Here is a 20,595-nt window from a genome sequence, read left to right as displayed (position 1 = left end):
GATTCGAAGACTACAGGCTGAGAACATGCCCGCGAAAAGCATGCGCATAAAAAAATGCCGGCAAAGTCTAAGACTTTGTCGACACTCTGAAGCCCAGGTCATATCCTGGGCTTTCCTCATTAATCTTCTTTAAAGATATTTTTCCAATTATCGCGTTCTGCTAAAAATTCAGTTGCTAGTTGTCGTGCGCCTTCTAATGAATGGCTTGCTGCCCATCCGCATTGTACTTCGTTACATGCTGGGACTTCTGTTGCTTGTTCTACGTCTTTAAGTGTTGCTTCTAATATAGCGAGTACGTCATCATAATCGTCATGATTGATGAATGAAGCATAAAATCCTGTTTGACATCCCATTGGACTTACGTCTACCACTTTGTCTGTATGGTTTCTAATGTTCTCAGCCATTAAATGTTCTAAGGAATGTAATGCAGGCATTTCCATATGTTCTTTGTTAGGTTGTTTAAATCGAATATCATATTTATGAATAACATCACCATTAAGTCCTTCTTTGATTCCTGCAAGTCTCACAAATGGTGCGTCTACTATCGTATGATCTAAATTAAAACTTTCTACATTCATTTTTGTCATGAAGATTCCTCCTTTGATTTCGGCATCATTATATCAAGTTAATTTTGAAAAAACAATCAATTCAGATTTCTTTTACTTTCTTTCTATGTTACTTTATAAGATAATATTAATAAATTATTCTGAAATTAGGTGATGAGATGGAACGTTTACGTGTAGTCCCTTACGACAGTATATGGCAACACCTTTTTCTTGAAGAGAAAAAATATTTACAGTCGTTATTGAAAGAACATAGTATCAGCATTGAACATATAGGATCAACGGCTATTCCTGGATTATCTGCGAAGCCGATTATAGATATATTAATAGTTGTCAAAGATAGTAAATCGATTGATGAATTTACACATGAATTATCAGCTTTAGGATATGAGTCTAAAGGAGAACGTGGTGTTATCGGTAATCGATATTTCAAAAAATATGATCATTACGGTGCAGTTTCTCACCATTTACATATTTATGATGAAGGTAGCCCACATATTTTAAGATTATTGTCCTTTAGAGATTATTTAAGAGCTTTCAATGGTGAAAGAGAAAGATATAGTCGTCTCAAGCATGACTTAGTCATTGAATTTCCTGATGACAGTGAACAGTACTATAAAGGAAAAGACAGCATGATTAAAGAATTCGAGAAAAAAGCAGAAAAATGGTACTTAAATTCCAATGATATTGCAACAAATCATTGACATATCCGAGTTAGACAGTTAGAATTAAATTCAAATTTCATACGAATTATCAAGAGAGACTGAGGGAAGGGCCCGATGAAGTCCAGCAACCTCCCATAATGGAAAGGTGCCAATTCCTACAGTTTGTTACTGGAAGATAAAAGAACGATTGGCGCACTCCTTACAAGAAGTGCGCTTTTATAATGGAAAGGTGAATCATTAATGAGTAACTTATCGCAAAATATTATTAATTATATAGAACAAAATAGACATTTATATTTATCAATGAGTCATCAAATTCATGAGCGTCCTGAGTTAGGAAATGAAGAAGTATTTGCATCACGTTTATTAAGCGATCAATTAAAGAGTCATCATTTTAAGATAGAGAAGAATATTGCGAAGCATCCGACAGGTTTCATTGCAACATATGACTCAGGAAAAGAAGGACCAACTATTGCATATTTAGCAGAATATGATGCATTACCTGGTCTTGGTCATGCGTGTGGTCATAATATAATTGGGACTTCAAGTGTGTTAGCAGGTATCAGTTTGTCTAAAGTGATTGATCAAGTCGGAGGAAAAGTTGTCGTGTTAGGTTGTCCTGCTGAAGAAGGGGGTATTAATGGTAGTGCAAAAGCAACTTATGTGAAAGCTGGTATTATCGATAATATTGATATTGCACTAATGGTCCATCCTGGCCATGAGACGTACGTGACAGTGCCTTCATTAGCTGTAGATGTATTTGATGTTAAATTCTATGGACGAAGCGCTCATGCCTCTGAAAATGCTTTTGAAGCGGTTAATGCGTTAGATGCTATGTTATCTTTCTTTAATGGGGTGAGCATGTTAAGACAACAAATTAAAAAGACAGATAAAGTGCATGGTGTCATATTAAATGGTGGTGAAGCAGCGAATATTATTCCTGACTTTACACATGCACGTTTTTACACGCGTGCCACTTCACGTAAAGAACTAGATATTCTTACTGATAAAGTGAGAAAAATAGCTGAAGGAGCAGCTATACAAACAGGCGGTACATATGAATTAAGACCAATTCAAAATGGTGTGAATGAATTCGTAATTAATAAACCACTAGACGAATTATTTAGAAAGCACGCCGAACAAGTTGGCGAAGAAGTCATTGATGACGATTTTGGTTTTGGTTCTACTGATACGGGGAATGTAAGTCATATCGTACCGACTATTCATCCACACATTAAAATTGGACCATCAAATTTAGTCGGCCATACGAAAGAATTTTGCCAAGCTGCTGCAAGTACAAAGGGTGATAAGGCATTAATTAACGGTGCGAAAATATTAGCATCAATGGGATTAGAACTTATAGAGAATGTATCCCTTAGAAAAGAAATTATTGAGCATCATCAAACATTAAGGGAGAACTTGTTATGAACAAAGAATATAGGAAACCACTCAATTTAACGTTAAGAGATTTGTATGAAGAAGATATTGTATATAATGCGAGACCTTCGTATGAAGATAATCCTTGGTTAAAAGCTGAAGAAGCACAATCTAATTTTTTAACAGCAAGAGAAATGATTATTAGTAATATGCCCATGATCGTTCATGAAGCATGTTTAACAGATAATGTTAAAAGAATTTTAAAATTAGTAAATGTGGATATTCCGAGCAATATATATACTTTTAAAGATAGAACGCAATATGAACATTTACTACAACAGTTAACAGCTGACAATAAAAAAATATTTTTCCAATACATACATGGTCAACATTTATGTAAAGATGAAGAATATGCCGTTTATAAACCTAAATTTATAGATTTAAATAATAAATCTAAAATTGAACAATGGACGGGTGGTAAATATTTACCGAAACGTGAAATTGTGAAAGCAGAAGAATTTGAACAAGCTATTCAAAACTGGGATTTACCATTAGTCATTAAACCGGGAGACGAGTTACCTACTGCAGGTGGGTATGGTGTAATGATTTGTTATAATGAAGCGGATTTAAAGAAAGCAACTGATAGAATTAAAGAAGCATCAGATACAAAATACATTATCATCGAACAATTTATTGAAGAAATTGATAATTATTGTGTTCAATACGTATATAGTGAAAAGACGGGTATACAATATATAGGTGCTGTAAAACAGCTTACAGATGAATACGGCTTCTACAATGGTAATGTTAATTCAAATCATGTACCACAAAGTGTTATAGATGCAGGATATGGAATTATGAAAAATGGTGTTGAGCATGGTTATAAAGGCGTATCAGGGTTTGACCTGCTCGTAGATAAAAACCATGACGTATATGCCATTGATTTAAACTTCAGACAAAATGGTTCAACAAGTATGTTATTACTGAAAGATCGTTTACATGAAGGCTTTCATAAATTTCTAAGTTATCATTCTACAGGAGATAACACGCATTTCATCAATACAATAGAAAAATTCATCAAAAATGGCTACCTCTATCCACTTGCATACTATGATGGTGACTATTTCGGTAAAGACAACGTAAAATCAAGATTTGTTGGAATTTGGCATGCAGAAACTGAAGAAAAAGCATTAGAGCAAGAGCAACTTTTTCTAGATACATTAAGTAGTCAAAATAAATAAAAATTTTTTTACAATTTAACTTCTTTTATATTGACTTATACCTAATACGTATAATATATTTTATTGGGATTAAATATAAAGAAAAGGGTGGTAGAATGGCTATCCAGGATATGTCTAAATTTAAACAAATATTAACAAAAGAAAGATTTTATGTTGTGCTAAATGACCGTAAAATCTTAAGAGACGGCGATACTGATTTTCGTCTGATTTGGTCAACGAAAGAAAGTGCAGAGTCATATTTGAAATCGTATGAAATTACTAAATACGATAAAATTATGGAGTTAGATTTAGATAGATTTGTTACATATGAAATGGATGATATCCTTGATGAAGGCGATCAATTCATTGTGGACAAATCAGCAGAAGATAACGGAATAAAAGTAGAAGCAATTCCATTCATAGAAGAAATCATGAGTGAACTAGATGATATCCGAATAGATGAATTTGCAGAAGACATTTGTAACGAAAACTATGTTTACGGGTTAACAGTCAAAGGACAAAAACAATTCATTATCGTATCAGAAGAAGATGCAAGTCTACCAAACATGATGACAGTATGGAGTACACGCAAATTAGCAGAAAAAGTACATCGTGATGACTTTGAAGAATACGATATTATTGAAGTAGAAACAGAAGTCTTCGAAGAATGGTTAGAAGACTTGAAACAAGAAGACATCGCATTAGGAATCAACTTAAAATCAGGTGTGATCGGTACAGTAACAGATCCAAAAGCCATTTTAAACGCAATGCCTTGTTAAATAATTAAATAAATGTAATTAAAAAAGACGCTCGCTATAAAGCAAGCGTCTTTTTTTGTCTTTCGAATTAATTGCAATTAATAATATAATATTATTCGATTGTTGTAAAAATACTAACTGGAGGTTATAATAAATCAAAAAATGGTAAATTATAGTAATTGGAGGCGGTTGATATGTTAAAGTACTTAAAATTAATCATTTATAAATGGCAATTTGTAATTTCTTTTCTACTTTTATGTTCAATATCTATTATTCATTTATGGAATGTCAAAATACAGCATGAGGAATATCAACTACTAGAGTATACGCCTTACACAGAAAATATCATGATTAAAGGTGACTCATTATTATCTATTTTATATGTAGGGATTATGCCATTGGTCATTTCAATTGGCGTTAGTACGTTATTTTATAAATTAAATTTAAAATCAAAGTTTAAAACATTAATTTATTCGAGTTTCGTATCGTTTATTATGGTAACTTTACCGCTTTTAATAAATTTTTTAGGAATGTTTATGATTTTACCAAATATAAAACCTGACATTGTACTTAAACAGTTCGGTGGCATTTTTTCAGATAATCCAATGATCATTTCTTTGTATTATGATTATCCAACAATATTTATATTATCATTAATTGTGTTTGTAGGTTTATGGGGCATAGTAACAAATGTATTCTCAATATCATTACTATTATATTTTGGTGAGAAAGTTATCGTTATGTTTATACCTTTCATTCTTCATACACTATTTTATGCCATTACTGAATTCATGATAGTCGATATAATTGTAACGCCTATACATTTCTTATTAATATCTTATGGTATATATAATTCACAATTTTTACCGAGTTTATTCTGTATATCGATTTATCTTGTATTGATTACATACGTATATAGATTAAGCAGCGAAGAAAAAGTCATCAAAGTAGGTGAATAACTATGAAAAAAACACTCGTCATTACCGTTTTAGTCGTTCTAATTATCAGTATTGGTTCAATAGGGTATCGTCAATATGTAAAGGCAAATGAAAAATTTACAGATTACGAATTAAAAAAAGAGGAGATTCAATTAAATCATAATCATGAAATAAGTGTAGGCAAGTTAAAAATCAGTAATTTAGATGCGTATACTGTTAGTAATGAAATAACAATAGATATGGATATGACCATTTTGAAAAATAAAGGTTCGAAAGATGAATTTGAAAAAAACTTAGATGGAGCATTCATTTTACTTGTTGATGATTTATATGATACAAGTGGCGGAAAATATGAATTGAAAAATAGTAAATATAAAACAGCTAGTGTGACTTATGATAAATATGAAGCTCGTTTAAGTTTTAGCACTAACCTTGATAATATTAAAGGTAAACATAAATTGAAAGTCGTTTACCTCGACCGTAATGGTCATAAGTTGAAAAAATTATATTTACCGATTCGTGTTGACGGTGGGAAGATTGTTTGATACATTATTAGTAACTACTAAGGTAGTTACTTCATCCCAACGTAGTAAAATCATTTATCCCAAATAATAACCCTTAAGAGAAAAAGGTTTTTCTCTTAAGGGTTATTTCGTCTTCTATATCTTCTTCAAATTTATTAATATATTTATTGACTAAGACGTCATGCCAAATGTAGTCTTTCATCATTTTTATTTGTGTGTGGTCATAACTGATATAAGCGCGCATATTTGATTCTGCTGTTTGTCCGTAAATCATGTGTTCATCGTCTACGATTACGACAAATGGTTTAAGTGCTAATGAACTTTTGACGTAGTTTGTATAACGGTGATTGATGAGATCATAGCCGGGTTGGTCGACTTGGAATGTAATTCCTTGAATATGGATATCTTCTGAGACATGGTTTGTTAAGATGTCATATAAGTCTGGCCATATTGAAACGGTTATTTGTCTTTTAGCTTGTTTAATGGCAGATGTTACGGTATCGATGATTGTTGATTCATTTGTTAAGACTTCTATTTGAATAGGTGCATTATCTGTTACAATGTTTAATTTATTGATTTCTTGTTCCAGTTGAAGGAGTTCTTCGTTTTGCTTTTTTTCAAATAGTTGAATGGTCTGTTTTGGTGATAAGGCATAGTAGTATTTCTTTTGGTCTTGTAAATTGAAATAAGCGAGTCCTTGTTCATCAAGTTTATTGAGTGCTTCATAAATTTTTGAACGTGGTACGCTTGATATTTCACTAAGTTTATAAGCTGTTATGCCTGGATTTTGAACAAGGGCGATATAAGCTTTAGAGCCATATTCACTTAATCCAAAGCGTTTTAAAATGTCTATCATTTGATTCATAGTGTCACCTTCTAGTTTGATGTTACGTTAACCCCGAATAACGGAAGTATATCATATGCTTGATATTCAGAAACTGTTGCACCTTTTAAGTCGTTAGGTTGGACAACAAGTTGTTCGATTGTATTGGACGATAAATCAATGTCTTTTAATGATGTTTCAACGACTTCAAGAGACTCTAATGCACATCTTTCAATTGCGACAGATTTTTGAGTACAGAATGAAAGGTAAGTTTCTGACATTTGATTATCGTTAAATAAAACGTGATCTAAGTTACAATTTTGAAATTGACTCATTTTCAACTGACAATTTGAAAATTGTACATGCTTGAGTTTAATACCCGTAAAGTTAGCACCAATCATACGACAGTCTTTGAAGTGTACTCTATTAAGAGAGACTTCGCTGAATATACAGTTTGAAAGGTCGCATCCTTTAAATATAATATCTAATCCGTGAATTTTAGTGAAATCAACAGATTCAAATGTACATTGATTGAAATACATTGTATCGATTTGACTCGTTTCTTCATCTAATTGAATTAATGCTTTATCAAAGTACAAGTCATACGAAGACTGATAGAGTATTACATCTTTTTCTTCTTCATATTCAAAATCATTGTGTAGTTTAGGTTCTATAATTTTCATATTAATACTCCTTAATGTTTAACAATATATTGAACCGAGCGCTCCTGAAAATTCACCATTTTCAATGAAGTGTGGTTTTAGACCTCTTAAAATCGTGTAATCAACGACAATATTTTTGAGTAGTTCATTTTTAACAAATGAAGATCCTATAAACACAACATTTTCTGTATTGTATTGTCTTGCGGCATGAATGGATACGGTTGTGACTGTTTCTCCAACAATACCCATTACAGCTGCTAATCGATCAGCATTTGGAAATGCATCGTTCATATGTTGTAATACATGTCCAAAGTTAGCAGCAGTTAATTCTCCAGAAATAGGGGTGTTATCACCTTTATAAATATGTTTAACTTTTAAATCTATTTTATCTCGATCCCCATTTAAAGCTGTTTGAACAAGTTCGTCATAATCACTAATTTGAGTCAGTAAATAACTTAACCCTTGTATCATACCGCCACCAGCTCCTGTACCGCCTGCACGCTCTTGATGATCAGTAGTAGCATAATGAATAGAAGTACCTGTACCGACATTTGAGAATATATATGTTTCAAGGTCTATATTGTTTTCTTTTAAAAATATTTGAATCCCTTTATAAGTCGCATCAAATTCAATACTACGTTTCGCTTGATGTTTGATGCATGAGTCTAAGTATTGTGCTTTACCACCTGTAATCGATACTTCAACATCATCTAATTGATTTAACCAATCTGCAACTTGATCAATGTCAGTTGCTAACCATTTTTGATACGTTCTTTCATTATTTAATTCGGTTACGACTTTAATTAAAGTACCACCGGCATCAATACCAATTTTCACACGAACACCTCATCTAGAAAAGTAAATAATTATCGTTATTATACTATAAAAAATTGTATATGATAAATTAATGCTTTTTAGAAATATATTGTAAAAATTGTATAATTACATGATAAGATGATACCAAGTATAAATGAGGGAGGTTATATTTTGATTAGCATATACGAAATAAAACCGAAATTTCAGCAACTGTTAATGCCTATCGTTGACTGGATGAGAAAAATCGGAATGACCCCAAATCAAGTTACAATATTAGCATTACTGCTATCTATCGTAACAGGAATTATTTTAAGTATATTTCATGAAAACAAATGGATTTATATTTTAATGCCAATCGTGATGTTTGTAAGAATGGCTTTAAATGCAATTGATGGTGTAATGGCAAAAAAATATCAAATGAAATCTCACTTAGGGTTATTGTTGAATGAAATAGGGGATGTTATAAGTGATTTATTTTTATTTATACCATTCGTGTTTATTGCTGAAGATTATGGAATAGGTATTATGTTGTTTATCAGTTTATCAATCATAAGTGAAATGGCTGGTGTAACTGTTCAAGTGATCGGTAGTTCAAGAAGATATGACGGTCCGATGGGTAAAAGTGACCGAGCATTTATTGTAGGTTTCATCAGTATCCTGATTTTTGTTCATTTAAATATCATTCCTTATTTACATTTTGTGTTCTATATTTGTTCAATACTCATGTTAATCAATATTTATAATCGAATAACAAAAGGGTTAAAGGAGGTTAAATCATGAACTTAGGGAAGATATCTTCAGAAATGCTGATTGTTATGATTGGGGTATTTATCGTACTCGTATTATCCAGTTTGATTAGTATTTATTTAACGAAACGATATCCTGAAAAAGATTTCACTGAAATTAGATTAAGAATTAAATCATGGTGGAGTATGTGTATTATCTTTACAATTGCTTTAGTTATTCACTCTACTGTGTCATTAATTTTTCTTGGCTTACTTTGCTTTTTAGCTTTGAAAGAGTATTTTTCTTTAATACCTACAAATCGTAGTCATAGAGCCGTATTATTCTGGGCGTACTTATCTATACCAATTCAATTTACATTTATCTATTTTGGATTTTATGGTATGTTTATTATTTTTATACCGGTATATATGTTCTTATTTATACCGATACAAGCAATATTGATAGGCGAAACAAAAGGGTTTTTACAATCAATGGGATCTGTACAATGGGGCATGATGCTGATGGTGTTTAGTTTAAGTCATTTAGCATACTTAATTGTCTTACCTGGCGAAAAAAGTTCAGTACCCGGTGCAAGCCTTGTTTTATTTTTAGTTATATTAACGCAAGCAAATGATGTCTTTCAATTTCTGTTCGGTAAAGCATTTGGTAAACACAAAATTGTACCTAAAGTGAGTCCGAACAAGACTTGGGAAGGTTTTGTTGGGGGGATTATTTCAACGACAATTCTATCTTTATGTTTAGCACCATTACTTACGCCATTCACATTATTAGGCATGATTGTAGCAGGTTTATATATTAGTATTATGGGATTTGTGGGAGATGTGAATATTTCAGCTTTAAAAAGAGATTTAAATATTAAAGATACTTCTCAAACAATACCTGGTCATGGCGGTATTTTGGATAGAGTAGATTCTTTAACATACACAGCGCCACTCTTCTTCCACTTTGTAAGGTTCTTTTACTTTTAAGGGGTGAACCGATATGTTAAGACTCATTATATTTACATGTATCATTAAGCCAATTATTTTAATTGTTTTAGGATTAAATATACGTAGACGAGAATGGTTACCTAAAAAAGGTCCTATTGTGATTATTGCCAACCATAATTCACATTTAGATACACTTGTACTACTTTCACTTTTTCAAGGAGAAGGATTTAAGAAAGCACGACCTGTAGCTGCAGGTGATTATTTTCTGAAAAACAAACTATTAAAATGGTTTTCTATGAATATTATGAGAATCATACCAATAGAGCGAAAAATGACGCGAGATATTAAAGGATTATTTGAACCAATTGTGGATGCTTTAGATGAGGGGAGTATTATCATACTATATCCAGAGGGAAGTAGAGGAGAACCTGAAAAGTTATCAAAATATAAATCCGGGATTTATTATTTAATGAGAGAACGACCAAACATTCCGATACAACCTTTGTTTCTACATGGGTTAGGCAAATCATTACCGAAAGGCTCAAAACTATTTGTACCATTCTTTGTTGATATTTTTGTAGGACGTCCATTTTTATTTAATGAGAATAGAAAAGCATTTATGGATGAGCTTAATGAACGAATGAATGAACTTAGAAATGAAGGTGATTTTAAAGAATGGTAATCATATTTATATGGGCTTTTCTTGAAGCGATTGTATTCTTTATTATCCCTGATGTAGCTTTAACTTATTATGCAATCAAACAAAAAAGTAAATTTAAATTATTATGTGCAAATTTGATTGCAATTGTAGGTGCAGTTCTAGGTGGTATCATCGTTTACATTATTTCAATTCAACATTTGAACTTTGTTGAAATGATCATGATTAAGATTCCTGGTATTCATCCTTATATGATAGAACATGTGATACATTCATTAGAAGATAAAGGAGTGCTCGGATTAATAGAAGCACCATTGTTTGGTGTTCCATATAAACTTTATGCAATGATGAGCTATCACGAAGGTATATCTTTTATTGTATTTATACTCGTAAGTTTCATTGCAAGACTCTTGAGGTTTATATTAACGAGCTATCTGGCATATGTACTCAGTCACATTGTGTTTAAAAACGTTAATCAATATATCAAAATATTACTATGGTTAATCATATGGATCATCGTCTATTGGGTATATTTTTCGATACATTCGTTTTAATATATGAAATTACGACAATAAAAGAAAGCACCATTCATTGATGAAACAATGAATGGTGCTTTTTTTAATTATTTTTCTTCTTCTTCGCGTTCTTCTAATGACTTGGAGAAATCTGTGTCATCATCTATATAAGTCATTTTGAAATGTTTAGATGGTTCTCTACGTAATGCTTTCATAATAGAGAACATCATTAAGAATAGTATAAATGCGAATGGTAGGCCGGCTACGACAGAAGCTGTTTGTAAACTTTCTAAACCACCTGCTAATGTCATGGCAACTGAAATGGCACCAATTAGTGTTCCCCAAACTAATTTATACTTGAATGGCGGTACGATTGAACCTTTATCAGACATGCTTGATAAGATAAAAGTAGTTGAATCTGCACTTGTAACAAGGAACAAGAAGATTAATATTATTGCTAGAATACTTGTTGCTTCGTAAAATGGGAAGTTTGATAATAGGGAGAATAGTGCAACTGTATAATCTCCTTTAACATCTTCCGCAATAGAAGCACCTTTATTAATAACTAAATACATGGCCGTTCCACCAAAAGTGGCAATCCAACTAAATGAAATAAGTGGTGGAATAATTAACACGCCAATTACAAATTCTCTAATCGTTCTGCCTCTTGATACTCTGGCTACAAATCCTCCGATAAATGGAGACCAAGCAATGACCCATGCCCAATAGAACACAGTCCATTGTTGAATCCAAGAATTGTCGCCTTCATAAGGATTTAATCTTAAACTATATTGTACAAAGTTTGTAATATAGTCACCTATAGCAACAGTAAATGTTTCAAATATAAATTGTGTCGGTCCTAAAATAAGTATAAATATAAGTAAAGCAAAACAAATAAATATGTTAGCATTACTTAGCCATTTAACACCTTTATTAAGACCTGATGCTGCTGATCCAAGAAATAGTAAAGTCATAATGACGGTGATGATAATTTTAGTCCAATTATTATTAGGAATATCAAAAACATGATGAAGTCCGCCACCAATTTGCATTATTCCTAGACCAATTGATGTTGCAATACCCATGACAGTTGCGACTATCGCTAAGATATCGATAACATTTCTGTATGGTTTCTTATAAGTTTCACCGAATACAGGTTCCATTGCTGTAGATATTAAACCGTCTCTTCTTTTTCTAAATTGGAAGTAAGCTACGATAAGCCCTGCCATTGCAAAGATAGACCATTGTGAAATACCCCAATGGAAAAATGTATAACCCATAGCAAGTCGAGCTGATTCTAATGTAGAGCCATCTACTTCATTTGGAAGTGGTGATTTTAAGTAATGTGTCATTGGTTCAGCTACGCCCCAGAATACAATCCCGACACCGAGACCAGCAGAGAATAACATGCCGACCCATGATATAAATGAGAATTCTGGTTCTTCGTCGTCTCTACCGAGTTTAAATCGACCAAACCTCGTTATAGCTAATCCTATTAAAAAGATATCTAAAACGAATACGATGATTAAGAATAACCATCCTGTACTGTTAGATATAAATGTATATAATATGTTAGCGTATTTACCAAAACCTTTTGGAAAAATTCCAGCAGTTAAAGTCACTAATAATATAATAGACATTGATACCCAAAATACTAATGTTGTCTTATTATTATGCTTGTCTGTATTGTCTTTTGACTGTTTCATTAATATCCCCCTTTAAATTATGCAGTCTTATTTCTATTACCCTCATCCAAATCAAAATAACATGTGTACGATAATTACGTTTTCTATGGTTCTTAATTGCGCAATGAATGTAAAATTCGTTATGATATATATAAACAAACGGGAGGATATCAATCATGAAAGCTAAATCATTCGGTGAAATCGTCATTAAACCATTTGAAGAACATATGAGAACGGTACTATATGATTTTGAATTAAACGAACGACAACAAATTTATTCTTCATTGCCTAAAGAAGTGTTGGATGGTGCTATCGAAGATCCTGATAGAAGACCTAATGTTGTTGTAAACGATCAAGACGACATAGTTGGTTTCTTTGTATTGCATAAGTATTATCAACACGAAGGTTATGATACACCGCATAATGTTGTATATATACGTTCATTATCAATCAATGAAAAGTATCAAGGAAATGGGTATGGCACAACTATAATGATGAATTTACCTGAGTATGTTCAACATGTGTTCCCTGATTTTGATCATTTATATTTAGTAGTAGATGCTGAAAATGAGGCAGCATGGAATTTATATGAAAGAGCTGGCTTTATGCATACAGCTACAAAAGAAGAAGGACCATTAGGTAAAGAACGATTGTATTATTTAGATTTAGATTCAAAATATGTATCTTCATTGAAACTTGTATTAAATGAAGATGATTTAGATAACGAATTTGTCGATATACATTTAATGAAAGATAACCAAAAAGTAGGTATCATCGTATTAGAAGATAAAGATCATTATTTTGATATTCGTAGTATAGAAGTTGAAGAAGACGAAAGAAAAGAAGGTATTGCAGAGAGTGCTTTAAGACAGTTAAGTACTTTTGTTAGAAGAAGGTTTGAAGATAAGAAAGAAATACACATCACTTTATTCGGTTCAAACAATAAATTGAAACCTTTATGTGAGAAAGCGCGATTTGTAGAAATACAAAAATCTGAGGACTATATTAAACTCATGAAATATATTAAGTATTAACTAACATTTGCTAAAAATCATCTTGTCAATTATAATCGTAAACTGTTATGATTATAAATATTAATGTGCGACAATAGTTCGATTGTTGAAAGGAAGAGTAAAGCATGAAATTAAAAGATTTCACAAAAGAAATGGTAGATGAGCATTCATTTATCGAAATGGCTTATATTTTATTAACAGAGAACGGTAAAGAAACAAACTTATATGATATGATAGACGAATTCAAAAGCTTAGGTAATTATAATGATTCAGAAATTGAGAACCGTATTTTACAATTCTATACGGACTTAAATACTGATGGACGCTTCTTAAGTGTGGGTGAGAATATTTGGGGACTTCGTGACTGGTATTCAGTTGACGATATCGAAGAAAAAATCGCACCAACAATTCAAAAATTCAACGTTCTAGACGAAGACGATGAAGCTGATTCAGAAATTTCATTATTAGGGGAAGAAGATAAATCTAAAGATCTTGATATTACAATTGATCAAGATGATGAAGAAGGTTTAAATGATCCTGAAGACCCTGAAGACGAAGACGTAGAAGATGAATTAGATGAAGCGGGTCTTGTTGTAGATGAAGAAGACGAAGATGAGGAAGACGAAGAAGACGAATTTTAATTGACTTTTCTTTAAAAGATGGTAATATTTTATTTGGGCTCCTTTAAATAGGACAATCGTATAAATATAGCGCTCCCTCCTTACATTTTAAATAATGTAAGTGGGAGCGTTTTTTATTTTTTAAAAAATAAATGGAGGTACAAACATGACAAAGTTCATTTTCGTAACAGGTGGCGTAGTATCGTCTCTTGGTAAAGGTATTACAGCAGCATCACTAGGGAGATTACTTAAAAATAGAGGATTAAATGTAACGATTCAAAAGTTCGACCCATACTTAAATGTTGATCCAGGTACAATGAGTCCATATCAACATGGTGAAGTTTTTGTAACTGAAGATGGTGCAGAAACAGACTTAGACTTAGGACATTATGAAAGATTTATTGATATTAACCTTAATAAATATTCAAATGTAACGGCAGGTAAAGTTTATTCTCACGTACTTAAAAAAGAAAGACGTGGAGATTTCTTAGGTGGTACTGTCCAAGTTATCCCACATATTACAAATGAAATTAAATCAAGATTATTAATGGCTGGTGAAAGTACAAATGCTGATGTTGTTATTACTGAAATTGGTGGTACAACTGGTGATATTGAATCTTTACCATTTATAGAAGCAATTAGACAAATCAAGAGTGATCTTGGTCGTGAAAACGTTATGTACATCCATTGTACGTTACTTCCATACATTAAAGCTGCTGGTGAAATGAAGACTAAACCAACACAACATAGTGTTAAAGAGTTAAGAGGTTTAGGTATTCAACCAGATTTAATTGTGGTACGTACTGAATATGAAATGACTCAAGATTTAAGAGATAAAATTGCATTATTCTGTGACATTAACAAACGTGCAGTCATTGAATGTAGAGATGCTGATACGTTATATCAAATTCCATTAGCTTTAAAAGAACAACATATGGATGATATCGTCATTGAAAGATTAGATTTAGAAGCTGCACCAGAAGCGGAATTAACAGAGTGGAACCAATTATTAGACACTGTACGTAATTTAGAAGGTTCAGTGAAAATTGGTTTAGTAGGTAAATATGTTAGTTTACAAGATGCATACTTATCAGTTGCAGAAGCTTTAAAACATGCTGGTTATGATTTTAAATCAGATGTTGAAATTAAGTGGATTGACTCTGAAAAATTAAACGAAACAAACTATCAAAAAGAACTTGCAGATGTAGATGGTATTTTAGTACCTGGCGGATTCGGTGATAGAGGTGTAGAAGGTAAGATATTAGCCATTCAATATGCACGTGAAAACAACGTACCATACTTAGGTATTTGTTTAGGTATGCAATTAGCAACAGTTGAATTCGCTAGAAACGTAGTTGGATTAAACGATGCACATTCAGCTGAATTAGATCCAAACACACCATATCCAATTATCGATTTATTACCAGAACAAAAAGACATCGAAGATTTAGGTGGCACATTAAGATTAGGTGTTTATCCATGTAAAATTGAAGAAGGAACAATTGCACATAAAGTCTATGGTGAATTAGAAGTAGACGAAAGACACCGTCACCGTTATGAATTTAATAACGAATATCGCGAAAGATTAGAAGAAAAAGGCATGAAATTCTCAGGAACAAGCCCAGATGGTAGATTAGTAGAAATCGTAGAATTAGAAAATCACCCATGGTTTGTAGCATGTCAATTCCATCCAGAATTCTTATCTAGACCAACACGTCCACAAAAATTATTCAGAGGATTTGTAGAAGCAAGCATTCAAAATAAATAATATATATTTAAAGCGCCCTTTATCCTAATACTTTTTCAAGTATTTTAGATAGAGGGCGCTTTTTTGTATGAATATGTGTGGGATATTAAGTGCTGCGTTGTGAACACTTTTCGCCAAACTTGTTCGTAACAGGTGTGTTAATTACAAAAGTCGGCGGAAATGTAACTATGGAAGCCTATAATTACAAAACTCATAAGAAATGTAACTAAGGCGGTCTATAGTAACAAAAGTCGTTGGAAGTGTAACTATGGAAGCCCATAATTACAAAACTCATAAAAATTGTAACTAAAACCTCCGTTATCTCCCAACTCGTAAAATTCAGACCCATTATCTACTACTACTAAATTTCTTCATTCAAATCTTGTGTAATCTCATGCATTTCAGCAAACATGATATAATATATATAATTTAAAGCCATAAGATGTGGGGTAATGATTTTACTGTAATCAGCGGTTGGAATGATTGCTCTTGGTGTTGATAAGTCAATATAATGCATGAGTGATTCGTGTGTCTTATTGTCTTTATCTTTGTTGGCTATTACGACAAAATCTATATCGTGGTCGTTTAATTTTGTAATCCATTCGTTGAGTTCTTCAGTAAAAGAAGTACCGGCTAATAATACGCGGTCAGTAGAGTCGATCTTTTCGATATCATCTATAGTATTGAGTGTTTCTGCATGTGGAAAGCTTTCGTTACCATCAGTCATAAATGTTTGGAAATGATTGATTTCGTCGAAAGTTTTGATGCGTATTTTGCCTTCACCGTTTGCTGCTTGCATAAGCAGTTGTGATGCGATTTCAATTTCTTCAATTTGGGCATCTATTTTACTAAATATGCCATTTAATTGTGTATTAAAAATTTTAAGCAATTTGTATTCTCCTTATTAACGTCATTAAATTTATTTTATAGAAAAAGTGGGGTATCTTCAATGGATGTACTTATTATAGATGATGAAAAGAATATTAGACAATTATTAAAAGAAATTATGGAATTAAATCAATTTAATGTAGATACTGCTAAAAATGGAGCGGAGGGCATTGAATTATTTCATAAAAATACTTATAAATTGATTTTTATAGATAAAAGAATGCCTGGAATTTCTGGGGAAGAAGTATTTGCCGAAATTAGAAAATCTGACAACAATCTTCCAGTTTATATCATTTCAGCATTTCAATCATCTACCGAGTTAGAAGTTTTAAAAAAAGGAAATATTACAGGTGTGCTAATGAAACCGTTTACAATTGAAGAAGTTATGAAAATTGTAAGAAAACATTTAGGATAGGGCTTTCAAAAGGTGCATATATTCACAAAGTTTGATATAATAACTTTGTAAATAATTCGTGCCTTGCACATTAGGAGGAAACTCAATGCCTTTAGTTTCAATGAAAGAAATGTTAATTAAAGCAAAAGAAAACGGTTATGCTGTTGGTCAATACAACATCAATAACTTAGAATTTACACAAGCTATTCTTCAAGCTTCACAAGAAGAAAATGCGCCAGTTATCCTTGGTGTATCTGAAGGAGCTGGACGTTATATCGGTGGTTTCAAAACTGTCGTTAAAATCGTTGAAGGTTTAATTGAAGATTACAACATTACAATTCCAGTTGCTATTCACCTTGACCACGGTTCAAGTTTCGAAAAATGTAAAGAAGCTATCGATGCTGGATTCACTTCAGTAATGATCGATGCATCTCATCACCCATTCGAAGAAAACATCGAAATTACTTCTAAAGTAGTTGAATATGCTCATGCTAACGGTGTTTCTGTTGAAGCTGAATTAGGAACTGTTGGTGGACAAGAAGATGACGTAGTTGCAGAAGGCGTTATCTATGCTGACCCTAAAGAATGTCAAGAATTAGTTGAAAGAACTGGTATTGATACTTTAGCACCTGCATTAGGTTCAGTACACGGACCTTACAAAGGTGAACCAAACTTAGGTTTCAAAGAAATGGAAGAAATCGGTGCTTCAACTGGTTTACCATTAGTATTACACGGTGGTACTGGTATCCCAACTCACGATATCAAAAAAGCTATCACTTTCGGTACAGCTAAAATCAATGTTAACACTGAAAACCAAATCGCATCTGCTAAAGCAGTTCGTGAAGTGTTAAACAACGACAGCGAAGTTTACGATCCACGTAAATACTTAGGACCTGCTCGTGAAGCAATTAAAGCAACAGTTAAAGGTAAAATCCAAGAATTTGGTACTTCTAACCAAGCTTAATTTTAATTAAATTCAAACTACTACAAGCATCGTGCTTGTAGTAGTTTTTTCTGTTTTTATAGAAAAATTGAATATTTATTCAATACGTTTACTCAATTTATTTTAATGCCAAAAATTTAAAATTTAATACTTCTTTCGTAGTAAATTATGTCATTTCTATTTACTTTTTATGTTTTTGCGTTTATCTTATTGAATAGTATATAATGGAAATAATTATCTATTCATGTTGAGAGAGTATGCATTCTCTAAGACGATGAAGTAAAGGAGTAAACATATGTCTCAAGAAGTTATAAAAATAAATGGTGGTAAAAAATTAAATGGTAAAGTGCAAATAAGTGGTGCTAAAAATAGTGCAGTTGCACTTATTCCAGCAAGTTTAATGGCGAATGATGTTGTGACATTAGATGGACTACCAGATATTTCAGATGTCAAAACTTTAATGAGCCTACTTGGTGATTTAAATATTAAAACAGAATTAAATGGTGATCAGCTTGTCGTTGATTCAAGCGATGCGGTGAATCTACCTTTACCTAACAATAAAGTACAATCTTTAAGAGCGTCTTATTATATGATGGGTGCTATGCTCGGACGTTTTAAAAAATGTGTGATTGGTTTACCTGGCGGCTGTCCTTTAGGCCCTAGACCAATTGACCAACATATTAAAGGCTTTGAAGCACTAGGTGCAAAAGTAACAAATGAACAAGGTGCGATGTATTTAATAGCTGAAGAATTAGTTGGCGCTAAAATATTTATGGATGTTGTGAGTGTTGGTGCAACGATCAATATAATGTTGGCAGCTTCTTTAGCAAAAGGCAAAACAGTAATAGAAAACGCAGCGAAAGAACCTGAAATTGTTGATGTTGCGACATTATTAAATAATATGGGCGCTAAAATTAGAGGTGCAGGTACAGATACATTGAAAATTGAAGGTGTAGAATCCTTGCACGGTACAAAACATACAATTATTCCTGATAGAATAGAAGCAGGTACATACATGTGTGCAGCAGCAGCCATGGGTGAAGAAGTGTACATCGAAAATATCATTCCTTTACATTTAGAACCATTAATCGCTAAATTAAGAGAAATGGGCACTGAAATCGATTTAGGTGAAGATTCAGTTGTTATTAAAGGTAAAGATGAATATAAACCTGTTGATATACAAACTGCAGTTTATCCTGGCTTTGCAACAGATTTACAACAACCATTTACACCTTTATTATTAAAAGCAAATGGTCAAAGTAAAATAACAGAAACGATTTATCCTGCAAGATTTAAACACGTTGATGAACTGATCAGAATGGGTGCAAATGTGAATTTAGAAAATGGCACAGCTATCTATTATCCATCTCAATTGACAGGTGCAAGTGTAGCAGCAAGTGATTTAAGAGCAGGAGCATCTTTATTAATTGCTGGATTAATGTCTGAAGGCGTTACAACGGTTTATAATGTGAAGCATATTCATAGAGGATACAGCGGTATTGTTGAAAAATTAAAAGCACTAGGTGCTGATATTTGGACTGAAACCGTATAACAAGTATAAATTATATACTTTGTATATAAAGTGTAGTATAATGGCAATATAGAAGTTAAAGAGGTGAGTAACATGGAAGTATGTCCTTATTTGGAAGAAACTTTTAAAGTAATAGGACGCAGTTGGAATGGTTTAATACTTAATTATTTATCACGTTGTGATGAACGTTCGGCTCACTTTTCTGATATGAAAAGAGACTTAAGACGTATTACACCTAGAGCATTATCTCTTAAATTAACTGAATTAAGTGATTGGGGATTAGTTGAAAAGAAAGTTGTTACAACAACGCCTCTATCAGTTGAATATCATTTAACAACTAAAGGATACGAATTAGCACAAGCGCTTGTACCATTAGAAGAGTGGGCACAAAAAAATGTGGAATTACAAGAGAATCATTCCTAAATGAATTGAATATTATAAAGTACCCGTCAATGCGATGAAAATCATTTCGTTGGCGGGTATTTTATTTGTGTAATTAAAACCATACGCTATGCGTATGGTACAGTATGGTTTCACCGTTGTATTAAAAAATGCATCTCTACATGCTAGAATAATATT

The 20,595-nt window shown here is 32.4% G+C and carries 23 protein-coding genes and 1 riboswitch; of the genes, 17 read left to right on the top strand and 6 right to left on the bottom strand.

Going from position 1 to position 20,595, the window contains the following annotated elements; all coding sequences use genetic code 11:
* Positions 1 to 119: 119 nt before the first annotated feature.
* Positions 120 to 587, bottom strand: coding sequence for an S-ribosylhomocysteine lyase (locus LQ693_RS11465; protein WP_103360675.1), 468 nt, complete (start codon positions 585 to 587; stop codon positions 120 to 122).
* Positions 588 to 724: 137 nt separating this feature from the next.
* Between LQ693_RS11465 and LQ693_RS11460 the strand changes: the two genes are divergently transcribed.
* From LQ693_RS11460 to LQ693_RS11435, 6 genes are all read left to right on the top strand, one after another.
* Positions 725 to 1,267 (top strand): GrpB family protein, encoded by a 543-nt coding sequence (locus LQ693_RS11460; protein WP_025904443.1) that lies wholly within the window; start codon positions 725 to 727, stop codon positions 1,265 to 1,267.
* A 43-nt stretch (positions 1,268 to 1,310) separates the two neighbouring features.
* A riboswitch (SAM riboswitch) is annotated at positions 1,311 to 1,410 on the top strand.
* A 58-nt stretch (positions 1,411 to 1,468) separates the two neighbouring features.
* A complete protein-coding gene (locus tag LQ693_RS11455) occupies positions 1,469 to 2,656 on the top strand; it encodes a M20 family metallopeptidase (RefSeq protein WP_025904444.1) in 1,188 nt (395 codons plus the stop codon).
* Entirely contained in the window at positions 2,653 to 3,846 is a 1,194-nt protein-coding gene (gene ldmS, locus LQ693_RS11450; RefSeq protein WP_103360673.1) for an L-aspartate--L-methionine ligase LdmS, read from the top strand. Before LQ693_RS11455 ends, ldmS begins: the two co-directional genes overlap by 4 nt.
* A gap of 95 nt (positions 3,847 to 3,941) precedes the next feature.
* Entirely contained in the window at positions 3,942 to 4,604 is a 663-nt protein-coding gene (locus LQ693_RS11445) for a DUF2750 domain-containing protein (protein WP_103360672.1), read from the top strand.
* 173 nt (positions 4,605 to 4,777) lie between these two features.
* A complete protein-coding gene (locus LQ693_RS11440) occupies positions 4,778 to 5,542 on the top strand; it encodes a hypothetical protein (protein WP_103362095.1) in 765 nt (254 codons plus the stop codon).
* 2 nt (positions 5,543 to 5,544) lie between these two features.
* Complete coding sequence (locus tag LQ693_RS11435) at positions 5,545 to 6,066, top strand: hypothetical protein (protein ID WP_107591015.1); 522 nt, start codon at positions 5,545 to 5,547, stop codon at positions 6,064 to 6,066.
* A 73-nt stretch (positions 6,067 to 6,139) separates the two neighbouring features.
* Here LQ693_RS11435 and LQ693_RS11430 read toward each other — a convergent pair whose 3' ends face one another.
* The 3 genes from LQ693_RS11430 to coaW are packed head-to-tail and all read right to left on the bottom strand — an operon-like array spanning position 6,140 to position 8,367.
* Positions 6,140 to 6,910, bottom strand: a complete 771-nt coding sequence (locus LQ693_RS11430; protein ID WP_103362093.1) for a TrmB family transcriptional regulator — start codon at positions 6,908 to 6,910, stop codon at positions 6,140 to 6,142.
* Positions 6,911 to 6,921: 11 nt separating this feature from the next.
* Positions 6,922 to 7,551: a pentapeptide repeat-containing protein gene (locus tag LQ693_RS11425; protein ID WP_103362092.1), complete on the bottom strand. Its 630-nt coding sequence runs from the start codon at positions 7,549 to 7,551 to the stop codon at positions 6,922 to 6,924.
* 18 nt (positions 7,552 to 7,569) lie between these two features.
* Positions 7,570 to 8,367 (bottom strand): type II pantothenate kinase, encoded by a 798-nt coding sequence (coaW, locus tag LQ693_RS11420; protein ID WP_103362091.1) that lies wholly within the window; start codon positions 8,365 to 8,367, stop codon positions 7,570 to 7,572.
* Positions 8,368 to 8,517: 150 nt separating this feature from the next.
* Between coaW and LQ693_RS11415 the strand changes: the two genes are divergently transcribed.
* Genes LQ693_RS11415 through LQ693_RS11400 form a run of 4 tightly spaced genes read left to right on the top strand, consistent with a single transcriptional unit; the run spans position 8,518 to position 11,234 of the window.
* Positions 8,518 to 9,126, top strand: coding sequence for a CDP-alcohol phosphatidyltransferase family protein (locus LQ693_RS11415; RefSeq protein ID WP_198052267.1), 609 nt, complete (start codon positions 8,518 to 8,520; stop codon positions 9,124 to 9,126).
* Positions 9,123 to 10,061 carry a phosphatidate cytidylyltransferase gene (locus LQ693_RS11410; protein ID WP_025904453.1) on the top strand — a complete coding sequence of 313 codons (939 nt, stop codon included), beginning with the start codon at positions 9,123 to 9,125 and terminating at the stop codon, positions 10,059 to 10,061. Before LQ693_RS11415 ends, LQ693_RS11410 begins: the two co-directional genes overlap by 4 nt.
* Before the next feature lie 13 nt (positions 10,062 to 10,074).
* Complete coding sequence (locus tag LQ693_RS11405) at positions 10,075 to 10,704, top strand: lysophospholipid acyltransferase family protein (RefSeq protein WP_065381668.1); 630 nt, start codon at positions 10,075 to 10,077, stop codon at positions 10,702 to 10,704.
* Entirely contained in the window at positions 10,698 to 11,234 is a 537-nt protein-coding gene (locus tag LQ693_RS11400) for a YqaA family protein (RefSeq protein WP_103362090.1), read from the top strand. The genes LQ693_RS11405 and LQ693_RS11400 overlap by 7 nt, the downstream gene beginning before the upstream one ends.
* Before the next feature lie 68 nt (positions 11,235 to 11,302).
* Here the strand turns inward: LQ693_RS11400 and LQ693_RS11395 are convergent, their stop codons facing one another.
* Entirely contained in the window at positions 11,303 to 12,901 is a 1,599-nt protein-coding gene (locus LQ693_RS11395; protein ID WP_025904456.1) for a BCCT family transporter, read from the bottom strand.
* A gap of 152 nt (positions 12,902 to 13,053) precedes the next feature.
* Between LQ693_RS11395 and LQ693_RS11390 the strand changes: the two genes are divergently transcribed.
* The 3 genes from LQ693_RS11390 (at position 13,054) to LQ693_RS11380 (ending at position 16,281) form a co-directional block, all read left to right on the top strand.
* Positions 13,054 to 13,914, top strand: coding sequence for a GNAT family N-acetyltransferase (locus tag LQ693_RS11390; RefSeq protein WP_182477733.1), 861 nt, complete (start codon positions 13,054 to 13,056; stop codon positions 13,912 to 13,914).
* Between the two features lie 104 nt (positions 13,915 to 14,018).
* Complete coding sequence (rpoE, locus tag LQ693_RS11385) at positions 14,019 to 14,534, top strand: DNA-directed RNA polymerase subunit delta (protein WP_037589792.1); 516 nt, start codon at positions 14,019 to 14,021, stop codon at positions 14,532 to 14,534.
* Positions 14,535 to 14,679: 145 nt separating this feature from the next.
* Positions 14,680 to 16,281, top strand: a complete 1,602-nt coding sequence (locus tag LQ693_RS11380) for a CTP synthase (RefSeq protein WP_025904459.1) — start codon at positions 14,680 to 14,682, stop codon at positions 16,279 to 16,281.
* A 340-nt stretch (positions 16,282 to 16,621) separates the two neighbouring features.
* Here LQ693_RS11380 and LQ693_RS11375 read toward each other — a convergent pair whose 3' ends face one another.
* Positions 16,622 to 17,149, bottom strand: coding sequence for a DUF2529 family protein (locus LQ693_RS11375; RefSeq protein ID WP_103362088.1), 528 nt, complete (start codon positions 17,147 to 17,149; stop codon positions 16,622 to 16,624).
* A 60-nt stretch (positions 17,150 to 17,209) separates the two neighbouring features.
* Between LQ693_RS11375 and LQ693_RS11370 the strand changes: the two genes are divergently transcribed.
* From LQ693_RS11370 to LQ693_RS11355, 4 genes are all read left to right on the top strand, one after another.
* Positions 17,210 to 17,563: a response regulator gene (locus tag LQ693_RS11370; RefSeq protein WP_103362087.1), complete on the top strand. Its 354-nt coding sequence runs from the start codon at positions 17,210 to 17,212 to the stop codon at positions 17,561 to 17,563.
* 85 nt (positions 17,564 to 17,648) lie between these two features.
* Positions 17,649 to 18,506, top strand: a complete 858-nt coding sequence (fdaB, locus tag LQ693_RS11365) for a class IIb fructose-bisphosphate aldolase FdaB (RefSeq protein ID WP_025904462.1) — start codon at positions 17,649 to 17,651, stop codon at positions 18,504 to 18,506.
* 274 nt (positions 18,507 to 18,780) lie between these two features.
* On the top strand, positions 18,781 to 20,037 hold the full coding sequence (locus tag LQ693_RS11360; protein ID WP_037589788.1) for a UDP-N-acetylglucosamine 1-carboxyvinyltransferase: 1,257 nt from the start codon (positions 18,781 to 18,783) through the stop codon (positions 20,035 to 20,037).
* A 72-nt stretch (positions 20,038 to 20,109) separates the two neighbouring features.
* Positions 20,110 to 20,439 (top strand): winged helix-turn-helix transcriptional regulator, encoded by a 330-nt coding sequence (locus LQ693_RS11355; RefSeq protein WP_025904464.1) that lies wholly within the window; start codon positions 20,110 to 20,112, stop codon positions 20,437 to 20,439.
* Positions 20,440 to 20,595 lie beyond the last annotated feature (156 nt).

Source organism: Mammaliicoccus sp. B-M6 (assembly GCF_022386965.1).
In the GTDB taxonomy this organism is placed as follows: Bacteria; Bacillota; Bacilli; order Staphylococcales; family Staphylococcaceae; genus Mammaliicoccus; species Mammaliicoccus sciuri_A.
The sequence above is the reverse complement of the archived record's forward strand: the minus strand, read 5'-3'. Positions and strand labels throughout refer to the sequence as shown.